The 24,656-nt window shown below is 71.8% G+C and carries 26 protein-coding genes; 12 read left to right on the forward strand and 14 right to left on the reverse strand.

The window, feature by feature from the left end; all coding sequences use genetic code 11:
• Nucleotides 1-125 precede the first annotated feature (125 nt).
• Entirely contained in the window at nt 126-788 is a 663-nt protein-coding gene (gene nucS, locus ACFV9T_RS34490; RefSeq protein WP_039937600.1) for an endonuclease NucS, read from the reverse strand.
• A gap of 211 nt (nt 789-999) precedes the next feature.
• On the opposite strand from nucS, the gene ACFV9T_RS34495 reads away from it, so the two are divergent.
• Nucleotides 1,000-1,392, forward strand: a complete 393-nt coding sequence (locus tag ACFV9T_RS34495) for an SCO5389 family protein (protein ID WP_055547655.1) — start codon at nt 1,000-1,002, stop codon at nt 1,390-1,392.
• Nucleotides 1,393-1,429: 37 nt separating this feature from the next.
• Here ACFV9T_RS34495 and ACFV9T_RS34500 read toward each other — a convergent pair whose 3' ends face one another.
• Complete coding sequence (locus ACFV9T_RS34500) at nt 1,430-2,461, reverse strand: LLM class flavin-dependent oxidoreductase (protein WP_385446453.1); 1,032 nt, start codon at nt 2,459-2,461, stop codon at nt 1,430-1,432.
• Between the two features lie 203 nt (nt 2,462-2,664).
• Here ACFV9T_RS34500 and ACFV9T_RS34505 point away from each other — a divergent pair, with 203 nt between their 5' ends.
• Complete coding sequence (locus ACFV9T_RS34505) at nt 2,665-2,982, forward strand: ATP/GTP-binding protein (RefSeq protein ID WP_385446454.1); 318 nt, start codon at nt 2,665-2,667, stop codon at nt 2,980-2,982.
• 8 nt (nt 2,983-2,990) lie between these two features.
• On the opposite strand, the gene ACFV9T_RS34510 is transcribed toward ACFV9T_RS34505, so the two are convergent.
• The 7 genes from ACFV9T_RS34510 to mce all read right to left on the reverse strand — a co-directional run bounded on the left by ACFV9T_RS34510 (nt 2,991) and on the right by mce (nt 12,172).
• The gene (locus ACFV9T_RS34510; RefSeq protein ID WP_385446455.1) at nt 2,991-3,980 is read right to left on the reverse strand and encodes an ABC transporter permease; all 990 of its coding nucleotides are present in this window, start codon (nt 3,978-3,980) and stop codon (nt 2,991-2,993) included.
• Nucleotides 3,980-5,215, reverse strand: a complete 1,236-nt coding sequence (locus ACFV9T_RS34515; protein ID WP_385446456.1) for an ABC transporter ATP-binding protein — start codon at nt 5,213-5,215, stop codon at nt 3,980-3,982. The genes ACFV9T_RS34510 and ACFV9T_RS34515 overlap by 1 nt, the downstream gene beginning before the upstream one ends.
• An 80-nt stretch (nt 5,216-5,295) precedes the next feature.
• Entirely contained in the window at nt 5,296-5,883 is a 588-nt protein-coding gene (locus tag ACFV9T_RS34520; protein WP_385446457.1) for a hypothetical protein, read from the reverse strand.
• Nucleotides 5,880-6,047 carry a hypothetical protein gene (locus ACFV9T_RS34525; protein ID WP_385446458.1) on the reverse strand — a complete coding sequence of 56 codons (168 nt, stop codon included), beginning with the start codon at nt 6,045-6,047 and terminating at the stop codon, nt 5,880-5,882. The genes ACFV9T_RS34520 and ACFV9T_RS34525 overlap by 4 nt, the downstream gene beginning before the upstream one ends.
• A 296-nt stretch (nt 6,048-6,343) precedes the next feature.
• Entirely contained in the window at nt 6,344-7,282 is a 939-nt protein-coding gene (locus ACFV9T_RS34530; RefSeq protein WP_009714987.1) for a cellulose-binding protein, read from the reverse strand.
• A gap of 196 nt (nt 7,283-7,478) precedes the next feature.
• Complete coding sequence (gene scy / locus ACFV9T_RS34535) at nt 7,479-11,480, reverse strand: polarized growth protein Scy (RefSeq protein ID WP_385446459.1); 4,002 nt, start codon at nt 11,478-11,480, stop codon at nt 7,479-7,481.
• A gap of 251 nt (nt 11,481-11,731) precedes the next feature.
• Entirely contained in the window at nt 11,732-12,172 is a 441-nt protein-coding gene (gene mce / locus ACFV9T_RS34540; RefSeq protein WP_385446460.1) for a methylmalonyl-CoA epimerase, read from the reverse strand.
• Nucleotides 12,173-12,326: 154 nt separating this feature from the next.
• Here mce and ACFV9T_RS34545 point away from each other — a divergent pair, with 154 nt between their 5' ends.
• The 4 genes from ACFV9T_RS34545 (at nt 12,327) to ACFV9T_RS34560 (ending at nt 16,639) form a co-directional block, all read left to right on the forward strand.
• On the forward strand, nt 12,327-13,508 hold the full coding sequence (locus tag ACFV9T_RS34545) for an acetyl-CoA C-acetyltransferase (RefSeq protein ID WP_385446504.1): 1,182 nt from the start codon (nt 12,327-12,329) through the stop codon (nt 13,506-13,508).
• A gap of 76 nt (nt 13,509-13,584) precedes the next feature.
• A complete protein-coding gene (meaB, locus tag ACFV9T_RS34550; protein ID WP_385446461.1) occupies nt 13,585-14,550 on the forward strand; it encodes a methylmalonyl Co-A mutase-associated GTPase MeaB in 966 nt (321 codons plus the stop codon).
• 57 nt (nt 14,551-14,607) lie between these two features.
• Complete coding sequence (locus ACFV9T_RS34555; protein ID WP_385446462.1) at nt 14,608-15,264, forward strand: response regulator transcription factor; 657 nt, start codon at nt 14,608-14,610, stop codon at nt 15,262-15,264.
• On the forward strand, nt 15,257-16,639 hold the full coding sequence (locus ACFV9T_RS34560) for a sensor histidine kinase (RefSeq protein ID WP_385446463.1): 1,383 nt from the start codon (nt 15,257-15,259) through the stop codon (nt 16,637-16,639). The genes ACFV9T_RS34555 and ACFV9T_RS34560 overlap by 8 nt, the downstream gene beginning before the upstream one ends.
• Before the next feature lie 31 nt (nt 16,640-16,670).
• On the opposite strand, the gene ACFV9T_RS34565 is transcribed toward ACFV9T_RS34560, so the two are convergent.
• Nucleotides 16,671-17,147 carry a MarR family winged helix-turn-helix transcriptional regulator gene (locus ACFV9T_RS34565; protein WP_385446464.1) on the reverse strand — a complete coding sequence of 159 codons (477 nt, stop codon included), beginning with the start codon at nt 17,145-17,147 and terminating at the stop codon, nt 16,671-16,673.
• A gap of 94 nt (nt 17,148-17,241) precedes the next feature.
• Complete coding sequence (locus tag ACFV9T_RS34570) at nt 17,242-17,922, reverse strand: AIM24 family protein (RefSeq protein WP_385446465.1); 681 nt, start codon at nt 17,920-17,922, stop codon at nt 17,242-17,244.
• Nucleotides 17,923-18,029: 107 nt separating this feature from the next.
• On the opposite strand from ACFV9T_RS34570, the gene ACFV9T_RS34575 reads away from it, so the two are divergent.
• Nucleotides 18,030-18,962 (forward strand): RNA-guided endonuclease InsQ/TnpB family protein, encoded by a 933-nt coding sequence (locus ACFV9T_RS34575; protein WP_385446466.1) that lies wholly within the window; start codon nt 18,030-18,032, stop codon nt 18,960-18,962.
• A 34-nt stretch (nt 18,963-18,996) separates the two neighbouring features.
• Here the strand turns inward: ACFV9T_RS34575 and ACFV9T_RS34580 are convergent, their stop codons facing one another.
• A complete protein-coding gene (locus ACFV9T_RS34580) occupies nt 18,997-19,647 on the reverse strand; it encodes an AIM24 family protein (RefSeq protein WP_385446467.1) in 651 nt (216 codons plus the stop codon).
• Nucleotides 19,647-20,285: an AIM24 family protein gene (locus ACFV9T_RS34585; RefSeq protein ID WP_385446468.1), complete on the reverse strand. Its 639-nt coding sequence runs from the start codon at nt 20,283-20,285 to the stop codon at nt 19,647-19,649. Before ACFV9T_RS34585 ends, ACFV9T_RS34580 begins: the two co-directional genes overlap by 1 nt.
• A gap of 139 nt (nt 20,286-20,424) precedes the next feature.
• Between ACFV9T_RS34585 and ACFV9T_RS34590 the strand changes: the two genes are divergently transcribed.
• From ACFV9T_RS34590 to ACFV9T_RS34610, 5 genes are all read left to right on the forward strand, one after another.
• Nucleotides 20,425-20,769: a DUF3817 domain-containing protein gene (locus tag ACFV9T_RS34590; protein WP_385446469.1), complete on the forward strand. Its 345-nt coding sequence runs from the start codon at nt 20,425-20,427 to the stop codon at nt 20,767-20,769.
• Nucleotides 20,766-21,086, forward strand: a complete 321-nt coding sequence (locus tag ACFV9T_RS34595) for an MTH1187 family thiamine-binding protein (protein ID WP_385446470.1) — start codon at nt 20,766-20,768, stop codon at nt 21,084-21,086. Before ACFV9T_RS34590 ends, ACFV9T_RS34595 begins: the two co-directional genes overlap by 4 nt.
• A 43-nt stretch (nt 21,087-21,129) precedes the next feature.
• On the forward strand, nt 21,130-21,654 hold the full coding sequence (locus ACFV9T_RS34600; RefSeq protein WP_385446471.1) for a MarR family winged helix-turn-helix transcriptional regulator: 525 nt from the start codon (nt 21,130-21,132) through the stop codon (nt 21,652-21,654).
• 52 nt (nt 21,655-21,706) lie between these two features.
• Nucleotides 21,707-22,042 (forward strand): DUF3817 domain-containing protein, encoded by a 336-nt coding sequence (locus tag ACFV9T_RS34605; protein ID WP_385446472.1) that lies wholly within the window; start codon nt 21,707-21,709, stop codon nt 22,040-22,042.
• Nucleotides 22,043-22,152: 110 nt separating this feature from the next.
• Nucleotides 22,153-23,853, forward strand: a complete 1,701-nt coding sequence (locus ACFV9T_RS34610; protein WP_385446473.1) for a methylmalonyl-CoA mutase — start codon at nt 22,153-22,155, stop codon at nt 23,851-23,853.
• Here ACFV9T_RS34610 and ACFV9T_RS34615 read toward each other — a convergent pair.
• Nucleotides 23,829-24,533 (reverse strand): TetR/AcrR family transcriptional regulator, encoded by a 705-nt coding sequence (locus ACFV9T_RS34615; protein WP_385446474.1) that lies wholly within the window; start codon nt 24,531-24,533, stop codon nt 23,829-23,831. The genes ACFV9T_RS34610 and ACFV9T_RS34615 overlap by 25 nt on opposite strands.
• Between the last annotated feature and the right edge of the window lie 123 nt (nt 24,534-24,656).

A 24,656-nucleotide genomic window follows, 5' to 3' on the forward strand; every position in this document is an offset into this window, starting at 1 on the left:
GAGACAGGTTTGAGACACACGCCCGAAGGGCGTACGGGGTCCAGGGGCGGGGCTGGGGAACAGACCGCCGGGAACCGGCCAGCGGCAGGCGGCCGCCGTGGCGGGAAGTGGTGGGTTCCGGCGCGTCAGAAGAGGCGGAGCTTGTCGTCCTCGATGCCGCGAAGGGCGTCGTAGTCCAGGACGGCGCACCCGATGCCACGGTCAGTGGCCAGCACCCGCGCCTGCGGCTTGATCTCCTGCGCCGCGAACACACCCTTCACCGGCGCCAGGTGCGGATCCCGGTTGAGCAGTTCGAGATAGCGGGTGAGCTGCTCGACGCCGTCGATCTCACCGCGCCGCTTGATCTCGACCGCCACCGTCGTGCCGTCCGCGTCCCGGCAGAGAATGTCCACGGGGCCAATGGCAGTGGGGTATTCACGCCGAATAAGCGTCCAGCCATCGCCCAGTGTCTCGATACGATCGGCGAGCAGCTCCTGCAGATGGGCCTCGACGCCATCCTTGATCAACCCGGGGTCCACGCCGAGTTCATGCGAGGAATCATGGAGAACGTCCTCCATGGTGATGATGAGCTTCTCGCCCGCTTTGTTCACGACCGTCCACACATTGTCATCGCCTTCCTTCAGCGTGCACGGCGGAGACATCCAGTTGAGGGGTTTGTAGGCCCTGTCGTCCGCGTGAATGGACACGCTGCCGTCTGCCTTGACGAGGATCAGGCGGGGCGCCGAGGGAAGGTGGGCGGTGAGGCGGCCGGCGTAGTCGACGGAGCACCGGGCGATGACGAGACGCATGGTCCGCAACGCTACTCGACCGCGAAGGCTCCACGCGATTCGTCCGGCGATGGACCCGTTCAGCATTGGCTGGTTGTGTGCCCGTATCGGTGGTGCGCGCACAGTGGCCGGAATACCGTTGAATCGGGCGGTCGCCGGACGCGTACGCTGCGTCGCCGTCCGCCCATCCCATCCCTGAGACCCCGCATCCGGGGTCGCGAGAGGAGAACCCATGTCGCTCGACGTCTCACCGGCCCTTCTCGAACAGGCCGAGCGAGGCGAGGTCGACGAAGCCGCATTCGTCGACTGCGTCCGGAACTCCCTACCGTACGCATGGGAGATGATCAGCTCTCTGGTGGCCCAGCTGAAGGTCGACGGCGGGGAGTTCGCCGACAACCAGACGCCGCCGCCGGACGAGCAGGCCCGCGGACAGCTGCTCCGCGCGCTGGCGAGTGACGCGATACGTGGCGCGCTGCAGCGCCACTTCGGAGTGCGGCTGGCCTTCCAGAACTGCCATCGGGTGGCGGTCTTTCCGCTGGACGCGTCGTCCGATGACCGCCTGGCCCGCTTCACCTCGATCCGGGGCCAGCTGCTGAACCAGTCGCCCACCCTGCGCGACTGCTGACACGATGTCCGCTGCCGCTCCACCAGGGGGAGGTGTCTCAGCGCAGGAGCGGCAGCACTTCACCACCGAGCCGCCGCACGTTCTGCTCGGTGGCGGCCAGATCGCCCGACCCCTCCACCAGCAGCGCGAAGCGCGTGATGCCGGTGCGCTCGGCGGTCGCCGCCAGCCGGTCGGCGCACAGCCGGGGCGGGCCCACCGGGTGCAGCTCGCACAGCAGCTCCGCGTAGCGGTGCGGGTCGCGCATCCGGCGCTCCCGGCCGTCGACGGTGACATGGGCGCCCAGCCCCTGCCGTAACCATCCCGGCATCGCCTTGATCAGGGTCTCCGCCGCCGCGGGGCGCGCGTCCTCGATCTGCACCACCCCGGCCGAGACGTGCTCCGCGGCCAACGCCGCGACCTCGTCGGGGGAGTGGCCCGCGGCCAGCGCGGACTTCTTCCACAGCCCGACCGCCTCGGCCTTCTCCTCGTCCCCGCAGTGCATGCCCAGCAGCATCGGCAGCCCGCGCTCGGCGGCCAGCCGCACACTGCCGGGCGAGGTGCAGGCCATGACCACGGGCGGGGTCCCCGTCGTGGCCGGGTCGTCCGGGCGCGGTACGACGGGGACCTCGCGGAAGGCGAACCGCTCGCCGTCCGCCCCCACCCGGGGCTCCCGCAGCCAGCGCAGCAGCAGGTCGAGCGCCTCGGGGAAGCCGTGCTCGTACGCCCGCAGCCCGGCGCCGAAGACCTCCAGGTCGACCCAGGGCCCGCCACGGCCGACGCCGAGGGTGAAGCGGCCACCGGAGCTGAGATGAAGCAGTGCCGCTTGCTCACCCAGTGCGACGGGGTGCGCCGTCGGAAGTACGCTCACCGCAGTACCGACGCCTATGCGCCGGGTACGCCCCAGCAGCAGCGCGGCCAGGGTGACGGCGGACGGACAGACGCCGTACGGCACGAAGTGGTGCTCGGCGAGCCACACCGCGTCGAGCCCGGCGTCCTCGGAGAGTTCGGCCGAGCGGACCGCCCGGTGCAGCGCCTCCTCCTGTCCTTGGCCGGGAAACTGAGCGGCCAGAATGAAAGCCCCCACACGCATGCCATCTGCCTCCTTGTCGCGGCTCCATCGCCGACGCGGGCATCCCCTATTGGCATTAACGTCTGACACGTGCCAAGGGCACGGCCTGGCAAGTATTTTTCATGATGATCTGAGGGTGGGTGTGGAAGACGACTTACCAGGTGCGTGACCGCAGCGCGTACGCTGGTCACAGTCAGTAGCTCCCAGCCCTGTCGAGGTGCCCCGTGTCTCCACGCCGAAACCGTCCCCGAGGTGGCGAGAAGTCCGAAAACCGCGTGGGCACGGACCGTTACGGACTGGAGCGCACCGAGACCTGGCAGGGCGAGGAGTGGGTGGTGCGGCTGGTGGGCGGCGGGACGGGCGCCAAGCACTACCGCTGCCCCGGATGCGATCAGGAGATCCCGCCCGGGGTGCCGCATGTGGTGGCCTGGCAGCAGCACATGGGCGTGGACGACCGCCGCCACTGGCACAAGGCCTGCTGGAACGCGCGAGACCGCCGGAGCGCCAAGCTCCAGCGGTCTCGTAACGCCCCGCGGTACTGAGCGTTCCGTTACACGTCGCGCTTCTCCAGCAGGGCGTACGCCGCGACGAAGGCCGCCGCGGTGACGACCGCCAGCACGCCCAGCTGCGACCAGCCGGAGCCCACCGAGTCGTCGATCCGGAAGAGCGCGGCCAGCGCGAAGGGCGAGGAGTACTTCTGCATCTCCACGCCCAGATCCGCCAGGCTGGGCGACATCATCAGGAACGCGGGGAGGATCGACGGGAGCAGCACCACACCCAGCATCGTGGTGATCGCACCGGCCGAGTGCCGCAGCATGCTGCCGACGGCGAGCGAGAGCAGTCCGAGCAGCGAGACATACGTCCCGACGCCGACGGTCGCGCCCAGCAGCTGGTCGTTGTTCGGCTGCGTGACGTCTGGGCCGCTGTGCATCCCGGAGCTGATGAAGGCCACGAGCGCGAGCGAGAGGGTCGTGGTGACGAACGCGAGCGAGAAGAAGACCAGCGCCTTGGCGGTCAGCACGCGGGCACGGGCCGGCGAGGCGGTGAAGGTGGTGCGGATCATCCCCGTGCCGTACTCGGACGAGACCACCAGCACGCCGAGGGTGACGATGCACAGCTGGCCGAGCAGGGCGCCGAAGAACCCGGGCAGGGTGGTGGGCAGGCTGCGGTAGTCGGTGTCGCTGGTGCTGGCCGACGCCAGGAAGCCGATCCCGACGACCAGCCCGACCATGACGCTCAGCGTCCAGATCGTCGAGCGCACCGACTTGATCTTGGTCCACTCGGAGGCGATGGCGTTCCCGAGGTGGGTGCGCTGGATGGGGATCGGCGAGGTGTAGGTGCCCACGGCGGCGTACGGCTGCGCGGGGGCGCCGGGGGGCGGCGACACGTAGCCGGGCGGCAGATGCGGCGCCTGGTGCTGGGGTGCGTGTGCCTGCGGCGGTTGCTGTCCGTAAGGCTGCTGCGGCGCGTACGGCTGCTGCTGCGGCGGAGTCTGCGGCGGGACGGGCGCCTGGCCCTGCTGCTGGTACGGCGTCGTCATCAGGCGTCCTCGTTGTCGCGCTTGGTCATCGTGGCGGGTGCGGAGGCGGGCGGCTGAGCCGGTGCGGCGGGCGGCTGCGCCGGGGGAGCGGCCGGGCGCCGCGCGGGCGCGGCGACGGGCTGAGCCGGGGCGGCGCCCTGCGGCGGGGCGGGCGGATCGGCGTACCCCGGCATCACGGTCGCGGGCGGATACGGCCCGGGCGGCTGCCCCGGGACGCCCGGCGCACCTGGCGCACCCGGTGCGCCCGGCCCGTAGCCGTACGCCCCGCCCTGCGGGCCGTACCCGGCGGGCGCCTGCTGCAGCCCGGCGCGCTGGTCGGCCGTCGAGCGGTAGTCCACGGCGCCCTGCGTCATCCGCATGTACGCCTCCTCCAGCGACGCCTGGTGCGGGGACAGCTCCCACAGCCGGACGTCCGCCGTGTGCGCCACCTCGCTGATGCGCGGCAGCGGCAGCCCGGTCACCCGCAGGGCGCCGTCCTGCTCCGGCAGCACCTGGCCACCGGCCTCGCTCAGCGCGGCGGTCAGCTTCTCGCGCGCCTGCGGTTCGGCGTCGGGGGTGCGGACCCGGGCGTAGTCCGCCGAGTTGTACGAGATGAAGTCCTTGACGCTCATGTCCGCGAGCAGCTGCCCGCGGCCGATCACGATCAGCTGGTCGGCGGTGAGCGCCATCTCGCTCATGAGGTGGCTGGAGACGAAGACCGTGCGCCCCTCGGAGGCCAGCTGCTTCATGAGGTTGCGGACCCACAGGATGCCCTCGGGGTCCAGACCGTTGACCGGCTCGTCGAAGAGCAGCACCTGCGGGTCACCCAGCAGCGCGGCCGCGATGCCCAGGCGCTGGCCCATGCCGAGTGAGAAGCCCTTGGAGCGCTTGCGGGCGACGTTCTGCAGGCCGACCACGCCCAGCACCTCGTCCACGCGGCGGGCCGGGATGCCGGACAGCTGGGCGAGGCACAGCAGGTGCTGGCGGGCGCTGCGGCCACCGTGCACGGCCTTGGCGTCGAGGAGCGCGCCGACCTGGCGCGGGGCGTTGGGCAGCTTGCGGAAGGGGTAGCCGCCGACCGTGACATGTCCCGCGGTGGGCTCGTCGAGGCCGAGGATCATGCGCATCGTGGTCGATTTACCGGAGCCGTTCGGGCCCAGGAAGCCGGTGACCGCGCCGGGCCGCACCTGGAACGACAGGTTGTACACGGCCGTCTTGTCGCCATAGCGTTTCGTCAGGCCGACTGCCTCGATCATGCTCCGCCCCTCGTGCGAATGGGTCGGGGCGCCTCGCCCCCGTAGGAGTTAGGACCTTAACGGGGGATTGACGGTTCCCGTTAAGGCGGGATTGAAAGCCGATCGTAACCCTCTGACCTGGCCCAGCCCTCGTCGTGGAACACCCGGGTGCCCGCCGCCCGCACCGCCGCGTCGGCCCCCGCCCGGTCCACCCAGGCGGCGGGATCGGGGCCGAGGAGGTCCCGCAGCCGCGCGGAGGAGGCGAGCAGCCGGGACAGCAGCGCGGCCTGGTCGCCCCCGCCCGGCAGGGGCCGCCCGCCGTCGCCGGGCGCGGTGAGCACGCCGTGCGTACTGACGTAGAGGTACGCCGCCGCCAGCCGCTCCCCGGACGGCAGCACCATCGGGACGTCCGCCCCGGCCAGCCGGACCCGCCGGTAGTTGGGCACCTCGGTGCGGTCCACGGCCTCCAGCTGCTCGTCGTCGAGCCAGCTGACGACGAGGGGCGTACGGGCGGCGGGGTCGCCGTACGGGGCGGAGGCGACGTACCCGTACCGCCCGATGTGCGCCGAGCAGCCGACCGCGACGCCGTGCACCCGGACCGGCACCATGGGCACGGTCGCTGGCCGCCCGGGCAGGCTGAGCTTGTAGTGCAGCTGCGCGGGGGAGGCGTTGGACCCGACGGCGATCACGGGGTGCCGGTCCCGGAACCGGCCGTCCAGGAGCGCCGGGTCGAGGGGGTGCAGCTCGCCGCCGGTGAGCAGCGTGGGGCGGTCACGGGCCGCCCGGGATAGGTGAGCGGCGCCTCGGCGGGCACATCGCCGAAACCGAGCGCGCTGAGACTGCGGTCGTCCACCCTGCCGAGGCTACGCGAGCGGCACGCCGCCGCGTACGCCGTGGGGCGGCGCCTGTCGGCGGGCCCTGGCCACGCAGCGGTTCGGCGGGGGCGTGCGCACCGCACTGCGCAGCGTGCGCGGGGCGCCGCACCGGCCTGCGCGCCCACCGCGCCGCGCGCCCGGCGGCGGACCTGCGCCCGGTGGCGTACCCGCGGACCCGCGCCGACCGCGCAGCATGTCGGCGCACCACATGCGCGTGCCCCGCGCCGCTACTGCTGGCGGCACGGGGCACGGAGCGCTAAGCCGGGACCGAGCGTCACCGGGTCTGCTGGGCCGGGACGCCGCGGGTGGCGGCCTCTTCCTCGCCCGGGTTCCCGGCCGCGGCCACGGCCGCGCCGGTCAGCGTGGCCAGCATCTCGCGGACGTTGGTCAGCTGGGCGTTGATGCTGTCGCGGCGGTTGGTCAGCGCCGCCAGCTCGCGCTCGGATTCGCTGCGGATGCGGTCCGCCTTGGCGTTCGCGTCGGCCACGATGTCCTCGGCCTGGCGCTGCGCGGTCTCCACCGTCTGGCGGGCGCGGCGCTCGGCGTCGGTGCGCAGCTTCTCGGCCTCCAGGCGCAGCTGCTCGGCGCGGTGCTCGATCTCCGCGAGCCGCTTCTCGGCCTTGGCCTGACGGGAGGCCAGGTCGCGCTCGGACTGCTCGCGGCGCTTGGCCAGGTTCGTCTCGAAGTCGGCGGCGGCCTGCGCGGCCTTGGCGCGGGTCTCCTCGAAGAGGGAGTCCGCCTCCTCGCGCTTGGACTGGGCGTCCTTCTGCGCCTCCTGACGCAGCGTGGTGGCTTCGCCCTTCGCCTTCTCGACGATCCGCGCGCCCTCGTCCTCGGCCTTCGCCTTGCGGTCGGCGGCGAACGCCTCGGCGTCGTTACGGACCTGCTGGGCGGAGGACTCGGCCAGCTCGCGGTGCTGTTCGGCGGCCCGGCGGGCCTCCTCGCGCAGGTCCTTCGCCTCTTCCTCGGCGAGGCGGAGGATCTTCTCGACCCGGGCGCCGAGTCCCGCGTAGGACGGCTCCGCGTCGTTGATCTGGGCCTGCGCGTTCTGCGTTTCGAGGTGCAGCTCCTCGATGCGCTTCTCGAGCGAGGTGATGCGGGACAGTGCGCTGTCGCGGTCGGCGATGAGCTTGGTAATGCGGTCGTCCACCTGACCGCGGTCGTACCCACGCCGCACGAGCTCGAAGCCGAAGGGGGAGGAAGTGTCGCTCATGGGGTTCCTGTCGAAAGAGACCGGTGAGGTGATAGAGCAAATCCTAGGGGGCCGAACGGCGTGTCATCGAGTCAACGTCCGTTTGATCTGGAGAATGTCCAGCCTTTTGAGTGGACGTAAGACGGAGACCTTGTCACTCGTCGGGATGATACGGACACGACACGCCCAGTGCAGCTAGCCGTCGGACCGTGTTCCCCTACCCATCGGACCGCTTTCCACTCGACCGTGTCGATCCCGCTCCCGCCCCCGTCTTCACTGCGCCGTTCTCCTTGCCGCCCGCGCCGCCCGACGCGGGAGTCTCGAAAGATTCCAACGCTTCCAGGACGTCCTGGACACGGGTGATTTCCGCGTTGATGTCCTCGCGGCGGCGCTTGAGCAACTCCAGCTCGCGCTTGCCCTCGTCGACGATCTCCTTCGCCTCCGCCGTCGCGTCGGACTTGGTGCGCTCGGCGTCCTTCGAGGCCTCGACCCGCTTCTGCTCGGCCTCCTTGAGCAGCCCCTCGGCCTTCTTCACGGCCTGGATCCGCACCCGGCTCGCCTCGGTCTCCGCCTCCGAGACCAGCGACTTGGCCTTCTCCTCGGCCTTCATCAGCTGCGCGGTGGCCGCCGCGACGAGCTTGTCGACCCGCTCGCCGGTCGCCTTCATCTGCTCCGCCGACTCCCGGCGGGCCCGCTCGTGCAGCTCCTCCACCTCGGCCGCGGTCGTCGCCCGCAGCTCCTCGGCGCGCTCCCGGATGGCCGTCGCGTCGCCGCGGGCCTCGGACAGCATGGTGTCGGAGTCCGTACGGGCCTTCTCCACCAGGCCGTTGGACTGCGCGGTGGCCTCGGCGACCAGCCGGTCGGCCTCCTGGCGGGCCGCGCCCACCATGGCGTCCGCCTGCTCCTCGGCCGCGGCCGTCGCCTGCAGCGCCGACTCCTGCGCCTCCGTGGTGAGCCGCTCGGCCTCCGCCGCGGACTCGGTGACCAGCCGGTCCGCCTGCTCGGCCGCGTCCGAGCGGCGCTTGTTGGCGTCCTCGCGCGCCCGGTCGACCAGCCGGTCGGCCTCGTTCTGCGCCTCGGTGCGGATGCGCTCCGCCTCGGCCGCCGCGTCCGCCGCGACCCGCTCCGACTCGGCGCGGGTGCGCTGCGCGTGCTGCTGCGCCGAACCGACCGTCTCCGCCGCCTCGGTGCGCAGCCGTTCGGCCTCGGTGGTGGCCTCCCCGACCAGCCGGTCCGCCTCGTGGGACGCCTCGGAGACCAGCCGGTCGGCCTGGGCCGCCGCCTCCGAGCGGATGTTGTTGGCGTCGCTGCGGGCCTGCGCCCGGGTGCGCGCCGCGTCCTGGTCCGCGCTCGCCCGCGCGTCCGCCGCCTCCGTACGCAGCGCCTGCGACCGGGCGGTGGCCTCCGCGACGATCCGCTGGGCCTCCTCGGTGGCGCCGCTGACCAGCGTGTCGGCCTGCTCGGCGGCCTCCCCGCGGGTCTTGTTGGCGCTCCTGCGGGCCTCGTCCAGCGTCTCGTTGGCCTCCGCGCGCAGCCGCTCCGCCTCGTGGTTCGCCTCGCCGAGCAGCCGGTCCGCCTGCTCCGCGGCGTCCGAGCGGCGGCGGTTGGCCTCGTCGCGGGAGCGCGCGCCCAGCTGCTCCGCCTCGGCGATCGCCTCCGCGACCGTGCGCTCCGCGAGCGACTTGGCGGCCTCCGCCTCCTCGTGCGCCGCCCGCCGCACCCGCGAGGCGTCGACCGAGGCGCGCTCGCGCTCCGCGTACGCGTCCGCGCGGACCCGGTCGGCCTCCTCCTGCGCGTCGTGCCGGGTGCGCTCCGCCGCGTGCTCGGCGGCCTGCCGCAGCCCGGTGATCTCCGACTCGGCCTGCTCGTGCAGCCCCGCGACCGCGTCCCGTACGGACTGGGCGTGCTGCTCGGCGGCCGACACCAGGTCCTGCGCGTGCTGTTCGGCCTCGTCGGTCAGCCGCTGCGCCTCGGCCTGCGCCTCGCTCACCCGGGTCCGGGCCGCCGCCAGCAGCTCCTCGCCCTGCTCGCGCGCCGCCGTACGCTCCTGCTGCGCCTCCTCGCGGGCGTCGCCCAGCAGTTCCTCGGCCTCGCGGCGGCGCCGCGCCGCCTCCTCCTGGGAGGCGGCCAGGGCCTCGGCGGCCTCGGCGCCGATCCGCTCGGCGGCGCTCGCCGCCTCCGCCCGCACCCGGTCCGCGGTCTCCTGCGCCTCGCTCCGCAGCCGCTCGGCCTCCGCGGCGGCCTCGCCGCGCAGCCGTACCGCCACCGACTCGCCCTCGGCGCGCGCGTTGGACGCGTCCGCGGCGGCCTCGTCGCGCAGCCGGTCGGCCTCCTCCTCGGCCTGCTGGCGCAGGCTCTCCAGCCGCTCCGCGGACTCCGCGCGCTGCCGCTCGATGTCCTCGGTGGACTCCCGGCGCAGCCGCTCGGCCTCGGTCCGGGCGTCGTTCAGCTCCTGCTCGGCGGAGCTGAACCGGGCTTCCGCCTCCTCGTGCCGCCGGGTCAGCTCGGCCTCGGCCTCGCTCCGCCGCGCCTCGGCCGCCTGCTCGGCCTCCTCGCGCAGCTCCTCGGCGGTACGGGACGCCTCCTCCTTGACCCGCCCGGCCTGCTCCTCGGCCGAGGTCACCAGTTCCTCGGCCTCATTGCGGGCCCGCTTCAGCAGCTCGTCGGCCTGCCGCCGCAGCGCGTTCGCCCGCTCGATCGCCTCGGTGCGGACCCGCTCGCTCTCGGTGGTCGCGCCCGAACGCGTCTCCTCCGCGTCCTGCTTCGCCTTCGTCAGCAGTTCCTCGGCGGTGCTGGCCGCCTCCTCGATCTGCTCGACGGCCTCGCGGCGCGCCTCGGCCCGGATCCGCTCGCCCTCGGCGACCGCGTCCGACCGCTGCTGCTCGGCCTCGCCGCGCAGCCTGCGCGCCTCCTCCTGCAGCTCGGCGGTCTTGGCGCGGTACTCCTTGGTGTCGTCCTTCGCCGCGCCCTTGAGCTGGTTGGCGGTGTCGTGCGCCTCGCCGCGCAGCCGGTCGGCCTCGGTCTCGGCCTCGTGCCGGATCCGCTCCGCTTCCTCGGCCGCCGCCTTGGTGGTGGCCTGCGCCTGCTCCGAGGCCCGGGTCAGCACCTCCTCGGCGCTGCGCGCGGCCTTGGCCAGCTGCGCCGCCGAGTCCTCGGCGACCCTGGCGCGGGCGTCGTCTCCGGCTTCGGCGAGCAGCCGCTCGGCCTCGGCGCGGGCGTCCTCCCGCAGCTCCTCGGCCTCGGCGCGGATCACGTCGGCCTGCTTGGTGGCCTCGCCGACCAGCCGGGCGACCTCCGCCTTGGCGGTGCGGGCGCGCTGCTCGTTGTCCGATTCGGTGGCCGAAAGCCGCTTGGCCGCCGCGTCCTTCGCCTCGCCGAGCACCTTCTCGGCCTCGGCGCGCGCCTCGCGCAGCGCCGTCTCGGCCTCCAGCATCCGCGCCTCGGCGGCGCGGGTCTGCTCGACGGCGTGCCGGCGGGCCTGGTCCGACTCCTGGGTGGTGGAGGTGCGCAGCTGCTCGGCGTGCTCGGTGGCCTCCTGGGCCTGCGCCCCCGCCTTGGTCAGCAGCCGCTCGGCTTCGGTGCGGGCCCGGCGCAGGATCGTCTCGGCCTCGCTGCGGGCGGTCTCCGCCTCCGAACCCAGCCGGTCCCGGGCCTGGTCGGCGAGGCGCTGGGCCTCGGCGCGGGCGGCGGCCAGCGCCTGCTCGGCCTCGGTGCGGGACTCGTCCAGCAGCCTGCGGGCCTGTGCCTCGGTACGGGCGCGCAGCTGCTCGGCCCAGGCGACGTTCTCGTTGACGTGCGACTCGACGGTGGCGCGGCGCTCGGCCAGCTCCTGGTCCAGGCGCTGACGGCGGGCCACCGCCTCGGCGTGCAGCTCGGCTTCGAGCCGGGCCTGCTGCTCGGCCTGCTCCTGGAGCAGCCGCTGGGTCTGGGCACGGGTCTGCCGCAGCTCGCGCTCGGCGTCGGCGCGCACCTGCTCCGCCTGGAGCTGGGCGTCCCGCAGCAACTGCTCTGCCTGGTAGCCGACGTTGGCGCTGTCGTAGGCAGGGCGGCTCGCCAGCGCGCGCCGCACCTCGTGCAGCTTGGCGCGCAGAACCTCGACCTGGTAGCCGAGGTCGTCGGCGTGCTGGACGGCCTTCTCCCGCTCGTTCTTCAGCCGCTCCATCTCGGCCTCGAACTTCGAGAGGTGATCGTCAGGCTCGTAGCGGTCGTAGCCCCGCACTGCGCGGTCCCATCCGTCCCCTGGTCGCGGTGGCGGCCGGCTCCGTACCGCGCGGTTCCTGGCAGTCCCTTGCGGTCCCTCTCGGCCCCGCCCCGGCGTGAAGCGTGCCAGGCGGACCGGAGCTGGCCCTTCCGAAGAAATGGTGTCAGATCATCGGCTCAGCCCGGGCCGGACCCCGATCCCTCCGATTCCCGTACCCCGGCCGAGCCTGCACTCTACCGGCCGGAGAAGGGGTAGGTCAGTGGTCCGCTTCAGTGGTCCGCTTCCCCGGAGGGCGCCGCGGTCACGAGTTCGGTCAGCACCCCGTGGCAGTCCTTGGGGTGGAGGAAGGTGATGCGCGAGTCCATCGACCCACGTCGGGGCTGTTCGTACAGCACCCGGACCCCCTTGTCGCGGATGGCCTCGGAGTCGGTGTCGACGTCGGCGGTGCCGAACGCGATGTGATGGACGCCCTCACCGTTCTTCGCCAGCCACTTGCCGACCGCGGAGTCCTCCCGGGTCGGCTCCAGCAGCTGGAGGTACGAGGCCCCGCCGTCCGAGGTCTCGTTGATCTTGAGCATGGCCTCGCGGACCCCCTGCTCCTCGTTGACCTCGGAGTGGAACACCTCGAAGCCGTACGTGGCACGGTAGAACTCGACGGTCTTGTCCAGGTCGAAGCAGGCGATCCCGATGTGGTCGATTCTCGTCAGCATGGGCTTAGTGCACCGCTACACGGCCGGTTACGCAACGTGCGCGCGATCACACTGATGGGGCGGTGACCGGGCGGGTACTCGTCAGTACATTGACGATAACCCTCGTTAACTTCCTTCTCCCCGCGGAGGACGCACCATGACTCGTACGACGTCTGTGATTGTGGCCGGAGCCCGTACCCCCATGGGCCGCCTCCTCGGCAGCCTGCGCTCGTTCTCCGGATCCGACCTGGGCGGCTTCGCGATCAAGGCCGCGCTGGAGCGCGCCGGGGTCACCGGTGAGCAGGTGCAGTACGTGATCATGGGGCAGGTGCTGCAGGCCGGTGCCGGGCAGATCCCCGCACGTCAGGCGGCCGTCAAGGCCGGAATCCCGATGAGCGTCCCCGCCCTCACCGTCAACAAGGTGTGCCTGTCAGGGCTGGACGCGATCGCGCTCGCCGACCAGCTCATCCGGGCCGGGGAGTTCGACATCGTGGTGGCCGGCGGCCAGGAGTCCATGACGAACGCGCCCCATCTGCTCCCCGGCTCGCGCGACGGCCACAAATACGGCGCGATCCAGATGCTCGACGCCATGGCACACGACGGGCTGACCGACGCCTTCGACAACGTCGCCATGGGCGAGTCCACCGAGCGGCACAACACCCGCCTCGGCATCGGCCGACCCGAGCAGGACGAGATCGCCGCCCGCTCCCACCAGCGCGCCGCCGCCGCCCAGAAGAACGGCCTGTTCGACGCCGAGATCACCCCCGTCGAGGTCCCGCAGCGCAAGGGCGACCCGGTCGTCTTCACCAAGGACGAGGGCATCCGTGGCGAGACCACCGTGGAGTCCCTGGCCAAGCTGCGCCCGGCCTTCGCGGGCGACGGGAACGGGACGATCACGGCCGGTTCGGCGTCGCAGATCTCGGACGGGGCCGCCGCCGTCGTCGTCATGAGCCGGGCGAAGGCCGAGGAGCTGGGCCTGGAGTGGATCGCCGAGATCGGCGCCCACGGCAATGTGGCGGGTCCCGACAACTCGCTGCAGTCCCAGCCGTCCAACGCGATCGCGCACGCGCTGGGCAAGGAGGGGCTGACGGCGGACGACCTCGACCTGATCGAGATCAACGAGGCGTTCGCGGCGGTCGCCGTGCAGTCAATGAAGGACCTCGGCCTTTCCGCCGAAAAGGTGAACGTGAACGGTGGCGCGATCGCTCTCGGCCACCCCATCGGCATGTCCGGCGCCCGCATCGTGCTGCACCTGGCGCTGGAGCTGCGGCGGCGCGGCGGCGGCGTCGGGGCGGCGGCGCTGTGCGGCGGAGGCGGCCAGGGCGACGCGCTGATCGTCCGCGTCCCCGGGGAATGACCACGGCAGCGGTCCGTCCGTACGAGTGACGTCCGCCCGAGTGATGTCCGTACGAGTGATGAGGAGCGCGGCACCCATGGCTGACGCTGATGTGCCCACGCTGGTGGAGCAGGCCCGGCAGGGGCGGCCGCGCGCGGTCGCCCGGCTGATCTCGCTGATCGAGGGCGACTCCCCGCGGCTGCGCGAGGTCATGGCCGCGCTGGCGGCGCTCGCTCAGGGCGCGTACGTGGTCGGGGTGACCGGCTCGCCGGGGGTCGGCAAGTCCACGTCGACCTCCGCGCTCGTCTCGGCGTACCGCAGGGCGGGGAAGCGGGTCGGGGTGCTCGCCGTCGACCCCTCCTCGCCCTTCTCGGGCGGCGCGCTCCTCGGTGACCGGATCCGGATGTCCGAGCACGCCTCGGACCCCGGCGTCTACATCCGCTCCATGGCCACCCGCGGCCATCTCGGCGGCCTCGCCTGGGCCGCCCCGCAGGCCATCCGGGTGCTGGACGTGGCCGGATGCGAGGTGGTGATCGTGGAGACGGTCGGCGTCGGCCAGTCCGAGGTGGAGATCGCCGCCCAGGCCGATACGACGATGGTGCTGCTCGCCCCGGGCATGGGCGACGGCATCCAAGCGGCCAAGGCCGGAATCCTGGAGATCGGCGATGTGTACGTGGTCAACAAGGCCGACCGGGACGGCGCCGACGCCACCGCCCGCGAGCTGAACCACATGCTGGGCCTCGGCGAGGCCCGCTCGCCCGGGGACTGGCGGCCGCCGATCGTGAAGACCGTGGCGGCGCGCGGCGAGGGCACCGACGAGGTCGTCCAGGCCCTGGAGAAGCACCGGGCGTGGATGGAGGAGCACGGAGTGCTCGCCGAGCGCCGGATGCGCCGCGCGGCGGGCGAGGTCGAGACGATCGCGGTGACCGCGCTGCGCGCCCGCATCGGCGATCTGCACGGCGACCGCCGCCTGGGCGCGCTCGCGGAGCGCGTGGTGGCGGGCGAGCTGGACCCGTACACGGCGGCGGACGAGCTGGTGGCTGGGGTCACGGAGGGGCCGTAACGGGGGCGGGGCGGTACCTGAAGAGTTCTTCAGGCGGGCTCTGCGACGCTTGGCCCCATGCGTTTGCTGATTGTGGAGGACGAGCGGCGGCTCGCCCTGTCGCTCGCCAAGGGACTGCGGGCCGAGGGGTTCGCCGTCGACGTGGTGCACGACGGACGGGAAGGGCTGCACCGGGCCCAGGAGGGCACGTACGACCTGATCGTCCTCGACATCATGCTGCCCGGGATGAACGGCTACCGCGTCTGTGGCGCCCTGCGGGCGGCCGGGAGCGAGGTGCCGATCCTGATGCTCACGGCGAAGGACGGCGAGTACGACGAGGCGGAGGGTCTGGACACCGGCGCCGACGACTATCTGACCAAGCCGTTCTCGTACGTCGTGCTGGTCGCCCGGGTGCGCGCGCTGCTGCGGCGGCGCGGCGCCGGGGCCTCGCCCGTGGTGCGGGTGGGGGCGCTCGCGGTGGACCGGGGCGCGCGCCGGGTGGAGCGGGACGGGGACGAGGTGTCCCTGACCGCCAAGGAGTTCTCGGTGCTGGAGCACCTGGCGATGAACGGCGGGGACGTCTGCTCCAAGGCGGACATCCTGGAGCACGTCTGGGACTTCGCGTACGACGGCGACCCCAACATCGTCGAGGTGTACGTGAGCGCGCTGCGCCGCAAGCTGGGGCCCGGCTTCATCGAGACCGTGCGGGGAGCGGGGTACCGGCTCCGTGGGTAGGGCGTTCGGTTCGGTACGGGCACGGGCCGCGCTGGGCGCGACCGTGGTGGTGGCCGTCGCGCTGGTGGCCGCCGGGCTCGCGGTGCTGCGGGTGCTGAGCGGCAACCTGGCCGACCAGGCCGGGCTGCACGCCCAGGTGCAGGCGCGCGACGTGGCCTCGAAGATCGCCGCCGGGACCGCCTTCCGCGATCTCGACGTGGACGACGACACCCCGGTGCAGGTGGTGGACGAACAGCGCCGGGTGCGGGCGGTCAGCGAGGATCTGCAGGCCGTGACGGGGACGCCGAGCCCGTCGGTGCGCCCGGTCTCGGTGGCGCCGGACGGCGAGCGCGAGGAGGGCGAGGTCGACGGGGACGTGCGGTACGTCAACGGGTCGGCCCGGATCGACGGCACGACGGCCGAATACCGCTGGGCGGCCGTGGAGGCCACCAGCCCGCGCGGCGAGGACGTCACCGTCTACGCGGGCGCCCCGCTAGCCACCGAGCGCGACGCGGTCGGCACCGTACGGCAGGCCATGCTCATCGGGCTGCCGCTGCTGCTGCTCGTGGTGGCCGGGGTGACCTGGCTGGTGACGCGGCGCGCGCTGCGCCCTGTGGAGGGCATACGGCAGGAGATGGCCGCGATCACGGCGAGTACGGATCTGTCCCGGCGGGTGCCCGAGCCCGGCTCGCACGACGAGGTGGCGCGGCTGGCCCGCACGACGAATGAGACGCTCACCGCGCTGGAGGCGTCGGTGGAGCGGCAGCGGGCCTTCGTGGCCGACGCCTCGCACGAGCTGCGCTCCCCGGTGGCCTCGCTCCGTACCCAGCTGGAGGTGGGCGTGGCCCACCCCGAACTGCTGGATCTGCCGGGCGCGGTGGAGGACGTGGTGCGGCTCCAGCGGCTGGCGGCCGATCTGCTGCTGCTGGCCCGGCTGGACGCGGGGGAGCGCCCCCGCGCGGACAGCAGGGTGGCGCTGGACGCGCTGGTGCGCGAGACGGTCGAGCAGCGGACCGGGGACCGGGTGCCGGTCCGTACCGACCTGGCGGAGGTGGCCACCTCGGGCTCCCGTGGGCAGCTCACCCAGGTGCTGGGCAACCTGGTCGACAACGCGCAGCGGCACGCGCGGGGCGAGGTGCGGGTGTCGGTGCGGGCGGACGGCGCCGAGGGCGTGGTCGCGGTCGCGGACGACGGCGCGGGGGTGCCGGAGGCCGAACGGGAGCGGATCTTCGAGCGGTTCGTACGGCTCGACGACGCCCGCAGCCGCGACGATGGCGGGGCCGGGCTCGGCCTCGCCATCGCGCGCGACGTGGTGGTGCGGCACGGCGGCGCGCTCACCGTCGGTGAGGCGCCGGGGGGCGGCGCCCTGTTCGAGGTGCGGCTGCCGCTGAAGTGAGCTGCACCCGGCCGCGCTACACCCGGCCGCGCTACACCCGGCCGCGCTGGACGCGCAGATGGTCGGCGACGGGCACCAGCGACCCGTACAGCGACTCCAGATCGGCCGGGGAGAGCAGGTCGATGAAGTGCTTGCGCACCGATTCGACATGATGGGGCGCGACCTTGCGCATGGTGTCCCAGCCGTGCTCGGTGAGGACCGCGTACAGCCCGCGCCGGTCGGATTCGCAGTTCTCGCGGCGGACCAGCCCGGCGTTCTCCATCCGGGTGATCTGATGGGACAGACGGCTCTTGGACTGCAGCGTCGCGGACGCGAGGTCGCTCATCCGCATCCGGTGCTCTTCCGACTCCGAGAGGTTGACCAGGATCTCGTAGTCGTTCATGGTCAGGCCGAACGGCTGGAGGTCCCGTTCGAGCTGGTAGGTCAGCAGGCGGCTGACGTCCAGGTGGGTGCGCCAGGCGCGCTGTTCCTCATCGCTGAGCCAGCGCGTGCCGTTCTCGGTCTCCATGGGATGCATTCTACCTATAGAAGTTGAATTCCGAACCAATGCGTCTATCGGGGTAGAGGTCACCTGTTCGACGTTACACTCCGCACCTTCGTGCTCACGAACCGGTACCCCCGCTCTCGCCGACGGCTATCTCCGCCAGCACCTCCTCCGTGGACTGGAGCAGCACCGTCCCGGCCCCCACGAACTCGAACTGGTGCTCCTCGCCCGACGTCCCCCCGAGCCCGGTGTGCGCCCGGATGCCGCCCATGACCCCGCGCAGATACTCGTGGTCGTAGTGGTGGTTGGGCGTGGGGCAGTCCGCCCAGCCGACCAGCGCCTGCGGATCGACCCGGATCGGCGGCTCCATGAAGACCACGGGACCGTTCGAGGCGGCGACGAACTTCCCCGTCCCGATGAGCGTCAGAAAGCCCGGCACGATCGACTGCTTCAGCGCCAGCGATGGCTGGAAAGCGAGCAGATTGCCCGACCGGATGGTGAGGTTCCCGTCGTCCAGGTCAAAGGAGTTGACGTCGAATGCCCGGTCCGCGAGCACCATCTTGCCCTTGCCCTGGGCCACCACCCACTCGGCGGCGTGCAGCGGCGAGTGGAAACTCGTCGCGATGAGCCGGTCGAGGGGGCCGAGCCCTATGCCCTGGAAGTCGATCTGCCCGTAGTAGGCGACCATCTTCCCCTTCTGCAGGAACCACTGCCCGTCCAGCTCCACACCGAAGGCGTACGGATTGATGTTGTCGTCGGCCGGGAGCGTGTACGCGTCGTGGATGACGGGGCCGTTCACCTGGGTCCTCCGAGGCTGTCCCGACCTTCAGGCCGAGGGGAAATCGGACTCCTGCCGAAAAGGCCAGGAAGGCTCAACTGTCGTACCTCCCGTTTAGATTGGCGGTTGTGACGGCGGAAGCGAAGACCAGCGAGGACACCGGGCATGCCCGGTGGACCTATCGGCTTCGTGTGTCCGCCGGTGCTCGCGCGGTGCTTGAGGCGGAGTGGGGCCGGTGCCGGTGGGTGTGGAACGAGTGCGTGGCCCGCTCGAAGAGGGCCCACCAGGGCGGTGAGAGGTGCGGTCCGGCCGCGCTGGACAAGATGCTTACCGAGGCTCGCCGTATCACTCCCTGGCTGAGGGAGGGCTCTTCGGTGCCTCAGCAGCAGGTTGTACGTGACTTCGGCAGGTTCCGTGCGAGGGAGGATGGCCGCCTGCACTTGGCGGGGGGCATCGTGGTGACGGTGGTGTGGTCGCGCGAGCTTCCGGCCGAGCCGTCCAGTGTGCGCGTCTACCGGGACAGCGTCGGTCATTGGTACGCGTCGTTCGTCGTCCCCGCCCAAGTCGAGCCGCTTCCCCGAACCGGGCTGGTGCTGGGCGTGGACTGGGGCGTGCGCGAGACCGCCACCACCACCTCCGACGCCCACGACCTTCCGCACGCCGAACATGGCCGGAAGGCTGCGGCGATGTTGGGCCGCTACCAGCGGATGATGGCCCGCCGCCGCGCGCCGAAGGGCACGCCGCAGTCGAAGGGCTACCGCGCCGCGAAGCGGCAGGCGGCGAAACTGCACCAGAAGATCGCCCGGCAGCGGCAGGACACCGCCCGTAAATGGGCGAAGAGGTTGCATCCTGCGCACACCACGATGGACTGTGCGCGGTGCGGAGCGAGAACCAAGCACGCGCTACCTCTCTCGGAACGTACCTACACCTGCGTCGCGTGCGGCGTCATATCCCCCAGGGACAAGAACTCCGCCCGCGTGATGCTCGTCCGGGCTGGTCTGAACCCGGCTGGTGCCGAGGGCGTAAGACCGTCCGGACCGCCGGTCCGGAAGGCGGCCTGAGCCAGGATTCTGCCGCCGAAAGGCGGGAGAGCAGTCAAAGCTTCTCCTCCGATGCCTGGACATAGACCGTGCCGGTGCCGGACAGCTCCAGTTGGAAGGCCTCGCCCGAGCCGCGGCCCACCATGTCGCGCCAGCCGAGGGCCGTCGAGAGCTTATTGCGAACATCACCCCGGTGGGCTACATATGCCTGCGGATCGACATGGACCGGACGCCCCGGCTGTATCGGCAGCTCGATCACTCCGCCGTGCGCCATCACCGCGGCCGAACCCCGCCCCTCCAGCGTGGTGGTGAACAGCCCCTGGCCGGTGGCCTGGCCGCGCACCATGCCCATCACCCCGCCCTGCGACCCCAGGAACATCGTGCCCTGGCGCAGTGAGCCGTCGAACGCCAGCAGCCGGTCCGCCTCCACGTACAGCGTGTCGCCGACCAGGTCGATCACGTGCACCTCGTGTCCGCCGTGCCCGAACATCACGGTGCCCTGACCCTCGACGGTCATCAGCGGCGTCGCCTCGTCGGCCACCCGCCGCCCGATCATGCCCATCACTCCGCGCTGGCCGCCGGTGATGCTCGGGGTGAACCGCACCTGGCCGCGGTACGCCAGCATCGCGCCGCGCTGGCTGAACAGCGTCTGGCCGGGCATCACCTGGGCCTCCACCATGCGGGAGGTGAGGTTGGTGAACGGCATCAGTCGTCGCCCCCGATCGTGTCGCGCTCGCTGGGCTGTACGTACACCAGGCCCTCGCCCTCGAAGCGGATCTGGAAGCTCTCGCCCCCGCTCTCGCCTATCAGCGCGCGGAAGTTCACCCCCGACTGGAAGTGCTGCTTGAGGTTACCGGTGTGCGCTACATACGCGCCGGGGTCGACCTGGAGCGGGGTCTGAGGGGTCACGCGCAGCACGATCGCCGTGCCGTGCGAGACGAGCGCCGCCTGGCCGGTGCCCTCCACGGTCGTGGTGAACAGCCCGTTGCCCTGCGCGGAGCCGCGCAGCCCGGTGAAGGAGGTGCCGGTGCGCAGGGCGGCGTCCGTGCACAGCAGGTTCCCGGCCTCGACGTACAGCTTCTCGCCGTGCAGCGACACCAGGTTGATCTCGCTGGCCCGGTCGGCGAAGTAGCACGTGCCGTGCCCCTTCACCTCCATGACCGCCATCTGCTCGCCGGTGAGCCGCCGGGTCACCATGCCCCGCAACCCTTCCCCGCCGCCCGTCCTCTTCTTGAAGGTCATGTCCCCCTCGTACGCGACCATCGCGCCGTTCTTCGCCTTCACGGAGTCGCCGGTCAGGTCGACGGCGAGCACCCTGGATCCCTGGAGCCGAAAGTGAGCCACGGAGCCGACGGTATCGGTACCGCCACCCTGGAGAAATGATCGCGGTCGGGGCTGCAACAATAGGAAGCGCTTGTGCACAGCTTCACAAGCGCTCTTTTCCCGTTCTCTCGTCCGTGTCTCCTCATGCGAAGGTGCTCTCGTGGAACTCAAGACCGCCACCGCGCTGCGCCGGCTCCGCCTGGTCTCCGCGCCTGAGGCCGTGTCCTTCCTGCTGCTGCTCGTCTGCTCGGTGCTCAAGCGCACCACGGACTTCAACGGTGTGCCGGTGATGGGCATGGTGCACGGCGTCCTCTTCATCCTCTACGTGGTCTTCTGGGCGGACGCCTGGAACCGCGCCAAGTGGGGCTGGAAGACCGCCGCGCTGTACTTCGTCCTCTCCGTCCTGCCCACCGGCGGCTTCTTCGCCGAGCGGATGCTCAAGCGTGAGACCGAGGCCGGTGTGATCGCGGCCCGCGCCCGCCGCGAGGGCGTGGTCAACACATGATCGTCGCCTTCTCGGTGACCCCGCTGGGCGTCGGCGAGGACGTGGGGGAGTACGTCGCGGACGCGGTGCGGGTGGTGCGGGAGTCGGGCCTGCCCAACCGCACCGACGCGATGTTCACCTCGGTCGAAGGTGAGTGGGATGAGGTCATGGCCGTGGTCAAGCGCGCCGTGGCGGCGGTGGAGGCGCGCGCTCCGCGCGTCTCCGTCGTGCTGAAGGCCGACATCCGCCCGGGGGTGACGGACGGCCTCACCTCGAAGGTGGACACGGTGGAGCGCCATCTGTCCCAGGAGGGCGCCGCGGCCCGTTTTGAAGGGTGAGACCGGGCTGACCTCGATATGACCGGCCGGTAGGGTCGGTACCGTGCCGAAGCCGCTCAGCCTGCCGTTCGACCCCATCGCCCGCGCCGACGAGCGCTGGAAGCAGCGATGGGGTTCCGTACCCTCGATGGCCGCGATCACCTCGATCATGCGGGCCCACCAGATTCTGCTCGGCCAGGTCGACGCGGTCGTCAAGCCGTACGGGCTGACCTTCGCGCGCTACGAGGCGCTGGTGCTGCTCACCTTCTCCAAGTCGGGTGAGCTGCCCATGTCCAAGATCGGCGAGCGGCTGATGGTGCACCCGACCTCGGTCACCAACACGGTGGATCGCCTGGTCAAGTCGGGTCTGGTCGACAAGCGGCCCAATCCAGCCGACGGGCGCGGCACCCTCGCCTCCATCACCGGGCAGGGCCGTGAGGTGGTCGAGTCGGCCACCCGCGACCTGATGGCGATGGACTTCGGGCTCGGGGTGTACGACGCCGAGGGGTGCGGGGAGATCTTCCGGATGCTGCGCCCGCTGCGGATCGCCGCGGAGGACTTCGAGGACACCGGCGACGAGGGCGAGTGACGGCCCGGGGGCGGCGAAGATCGCCCCGGAACGGACGGTTACGCTCAACCGCATGAAGAAGAGCGTCCTGACCCGCTATCGGGTGATGGCCTACGTCACCGGTGTGCTGCTGATCCTGCTGACCATCGGTGTGATCGCCAAGTATCTGCTGGACGTGAGCGGGGCGTCCGGGTTCACCAGCGTCGTCGGCATCGCGCACGGCTGGCTGTACGTCCTCTACCTGGTCTTCGCGTTCGACGTGGGCTCCAAGGCGAAGTGGCCGTTCGGCAAGCTGGCCTGGGTGCTGCTCGCCGGGACGATCCCGACCGCGGCCTTCTTCGTCGAGCGCAAGGTCTCCCGCGAGCTGGAGCCGCTGGTCAGCGGCGAGCCGCAGACCGCGCGAGCCTGAACCCCGCCGCCCCCTCCGACCTGCGGATACGGGTCGACCGGCCACTCGGTCGGCCCGGTGGAGACCGTCAGCCGTCGACAATTACTTGGACGTCCTAGTAAATTTGAACCATGGACGCCGAAGGCATTGAGGCAGGCCGCCGCCGCTGGCAGGCCCGGTACGACGCGGCGCACAAGCGCGACGCCGACTTCAGCACCTTGTCCGGTGACCCGGTCGAGCCGGTTTACGGTCCCGCGCCGGGTGACACGGTCGAGGGATTCGAGCGGATCGGCTGGCCCGGGGAGTATCCGTACACCCGCGGCCTCTACGCCACCGGCTACCGGGGCCGCGCCTGGACCATCCGCCAGTTCGCGGGCTTCGGCAACGCCGAGCAGACCAACGAGCGCTACAAGATGATCCTCAAGGCGGGCGGCGGCGGGCTGTCGGTCGCCTTCGACATGCCGACGCTCATGGGCCGCGACTCCGACGATCCGCGCTCGCTCGGCGAGGTCGGCCACTGTGGCGTCGCCATCGACTCCGCGGCCGACATGGAGATCCTCTTCAAGGACATCCCGCTCGGCGACGTCACCACCTCGATGACGATCAGCGGCCCGGCCGTCCCGGTCTTCTGCATGTACCTGGTCGCCGCCGAACGGCAGGGCGTGGACCCCGCCGCGCTCAACGGCACGCTGCAGACGGACATCTTCAAGGAGTACATCGCGCAGAAGGAGTGGCTCTTCCCGCCCGAGCCCCATCTGCGGCTGATCGGCGACCTGATGGAGCACTGCGCGCGCGGCATCCCCGCGTACAAGCCGCTCTCGGTCTCCGGCTACCACATCCGCGAGGCGGGGGCGACGGCCGCGCAGGAGCTGGCGTACACCCTCGCCGACGGCTTCGGCTACGTCGAACTGGGCCTCTCCCGGGGCCTGGACGTCAACGCCTTCGCGCCCGGCCTGTCCTTCTTCTTCGACGCCCATCTCGACTTCTTCGAGGAGATCGCCAAGTTCCGGGCGGCCCGCCGCATCTGGGCCCGCTGGATGCGCGACGTCTACGGGGCGACGTCCGAGAAGGCGCAGTGGCTGCGCTTCCACACCCAGACCGCCGGGGTCTCGCTCACCGCCCAGCAGCCGTACAACAACGTCGTACGGACCGCCGTGGAGGCGCTGTCCGCCGTGCTCGGCGGCACCAACTCGCTGCACACCAACGCCCTGGACGAGACCCTCGCGCTGCCCAGCGAGCAGGCCGCCGAGATCGCCCTGCGCACCCAGCAGGTGCTGATGGAGGAGACCGGCATCCTCAACGTGGCTGATCCGCTGGGCGGGTCCTGGTACGTCGAGGCGCTCACCGACCGGATCGAGGCCGACGCCGAGAAGATCTTCGAGCAGATCAAGGAGCGCGGCCGCCGGGCCGTACCGGACGGGCGGCATCCGATCGGGCCGATCACCTCCGGCATCCTGCGCGGCATCGAGGACGGCTGGTTCACCGGGGAGATCGCCGAGTCCGCCTTCCTGTACCAGCGGGCGCTGGAGAAGGGCGACAAGAAGGTCGTCGGCGTCAACTGCCACCACGGCTCGGTCACCGGCGATCTGGAGATCCTGCGGGTCAGCCATGAGGTCGAGCGCGAGCAGGTACGGGAGCTGGGTACCCGCCGGACCGGACGGGACGAGGCCGGGGTCGCCGAGGGGCTGAAGGCGATGGTGGCGGCCGCGCGGGACGGCTCCAACATGATCGAGCCGATGCTGACGGCGGTGCGCGCCGAGGCGACGCTCGGCGAGATCTGCGACGCGCTGCGCGAGGAGTGGGGGATCTACACCGAACCCGCCGGGTTCTGACCGCTCTCGCCCCGTTCACCGCCCGGACCCCGCTCACCGCCCCCGCCCCGCTCATCGCTCTCGGAGAGCGCCGCCGAGGCCAGCCCGTGCAGCAGGAGCGTCGAGAAGCCCTGGGCCCACTCCGTGTCCACGGGCTCCGCGCTGACCAGCAGCCGGTGCACCACCGAGCCCGCGATCACGTCGAAGATCAGATCCGCGTTACGGGCGGCCGTGCCCGGGTCCTCCTCGCGCGGGAGTTCGCCGCGCAGCTGCGCGCGCTCCCGGCCGATCAGCACCAGCCGCTTCTGCCGGTCCACGATCGCGGACCGGACCCGGGCCCCCAGCGCCTGGTCGTGGGTGGCCTCGGCGACCACGGCCATCAGCGCCGTCTTGGTCTCGGGCCGCTCCAGCAGCTCGGCGAAGCGCACCACCACGTTCTCGATGTCCGCCCGCAGGCTGCCGCAGTCGGCCGACATCAGATGCTCGTCGAAGACCGCCGCCACCGCGTCCACGACCAGCTCGTTCTTGCCCGCCCAGCGGCGGTAGAGGGTCGTCTTGGCGACTCCGGCGCGGGCCGCCACGTCACTCATCGTGAGCTTTCCCCAGCCCAGCTCGACCAGCGCGGCACGCGTCGCGCCGAGGATGGCACGGTCGGCCTCGACGCTGCGGGGGCGCCCGGTGCGCCGGCTGGGCGGGCTCATGGCGCACGACCCTACTCGCAGGTAGACGCGGGTGTCCCGGCCAGTTACGCTACGGCTCGTAGCGTAAGACCGGCCTGTCCGCGCATCGGCCGACGCGCTTTTCCATTCACCGCGCCGAGAGGG

The organism is Streptomyces sp. NPDC059850, assembly GCF_042731515.1.
In the GTDB taxonomy this organism is placed as follows: Bacteria; Actinomycetota; Actinomycetes; order Streptomycetales; family Streptomycetaceae; genus Streptomyces.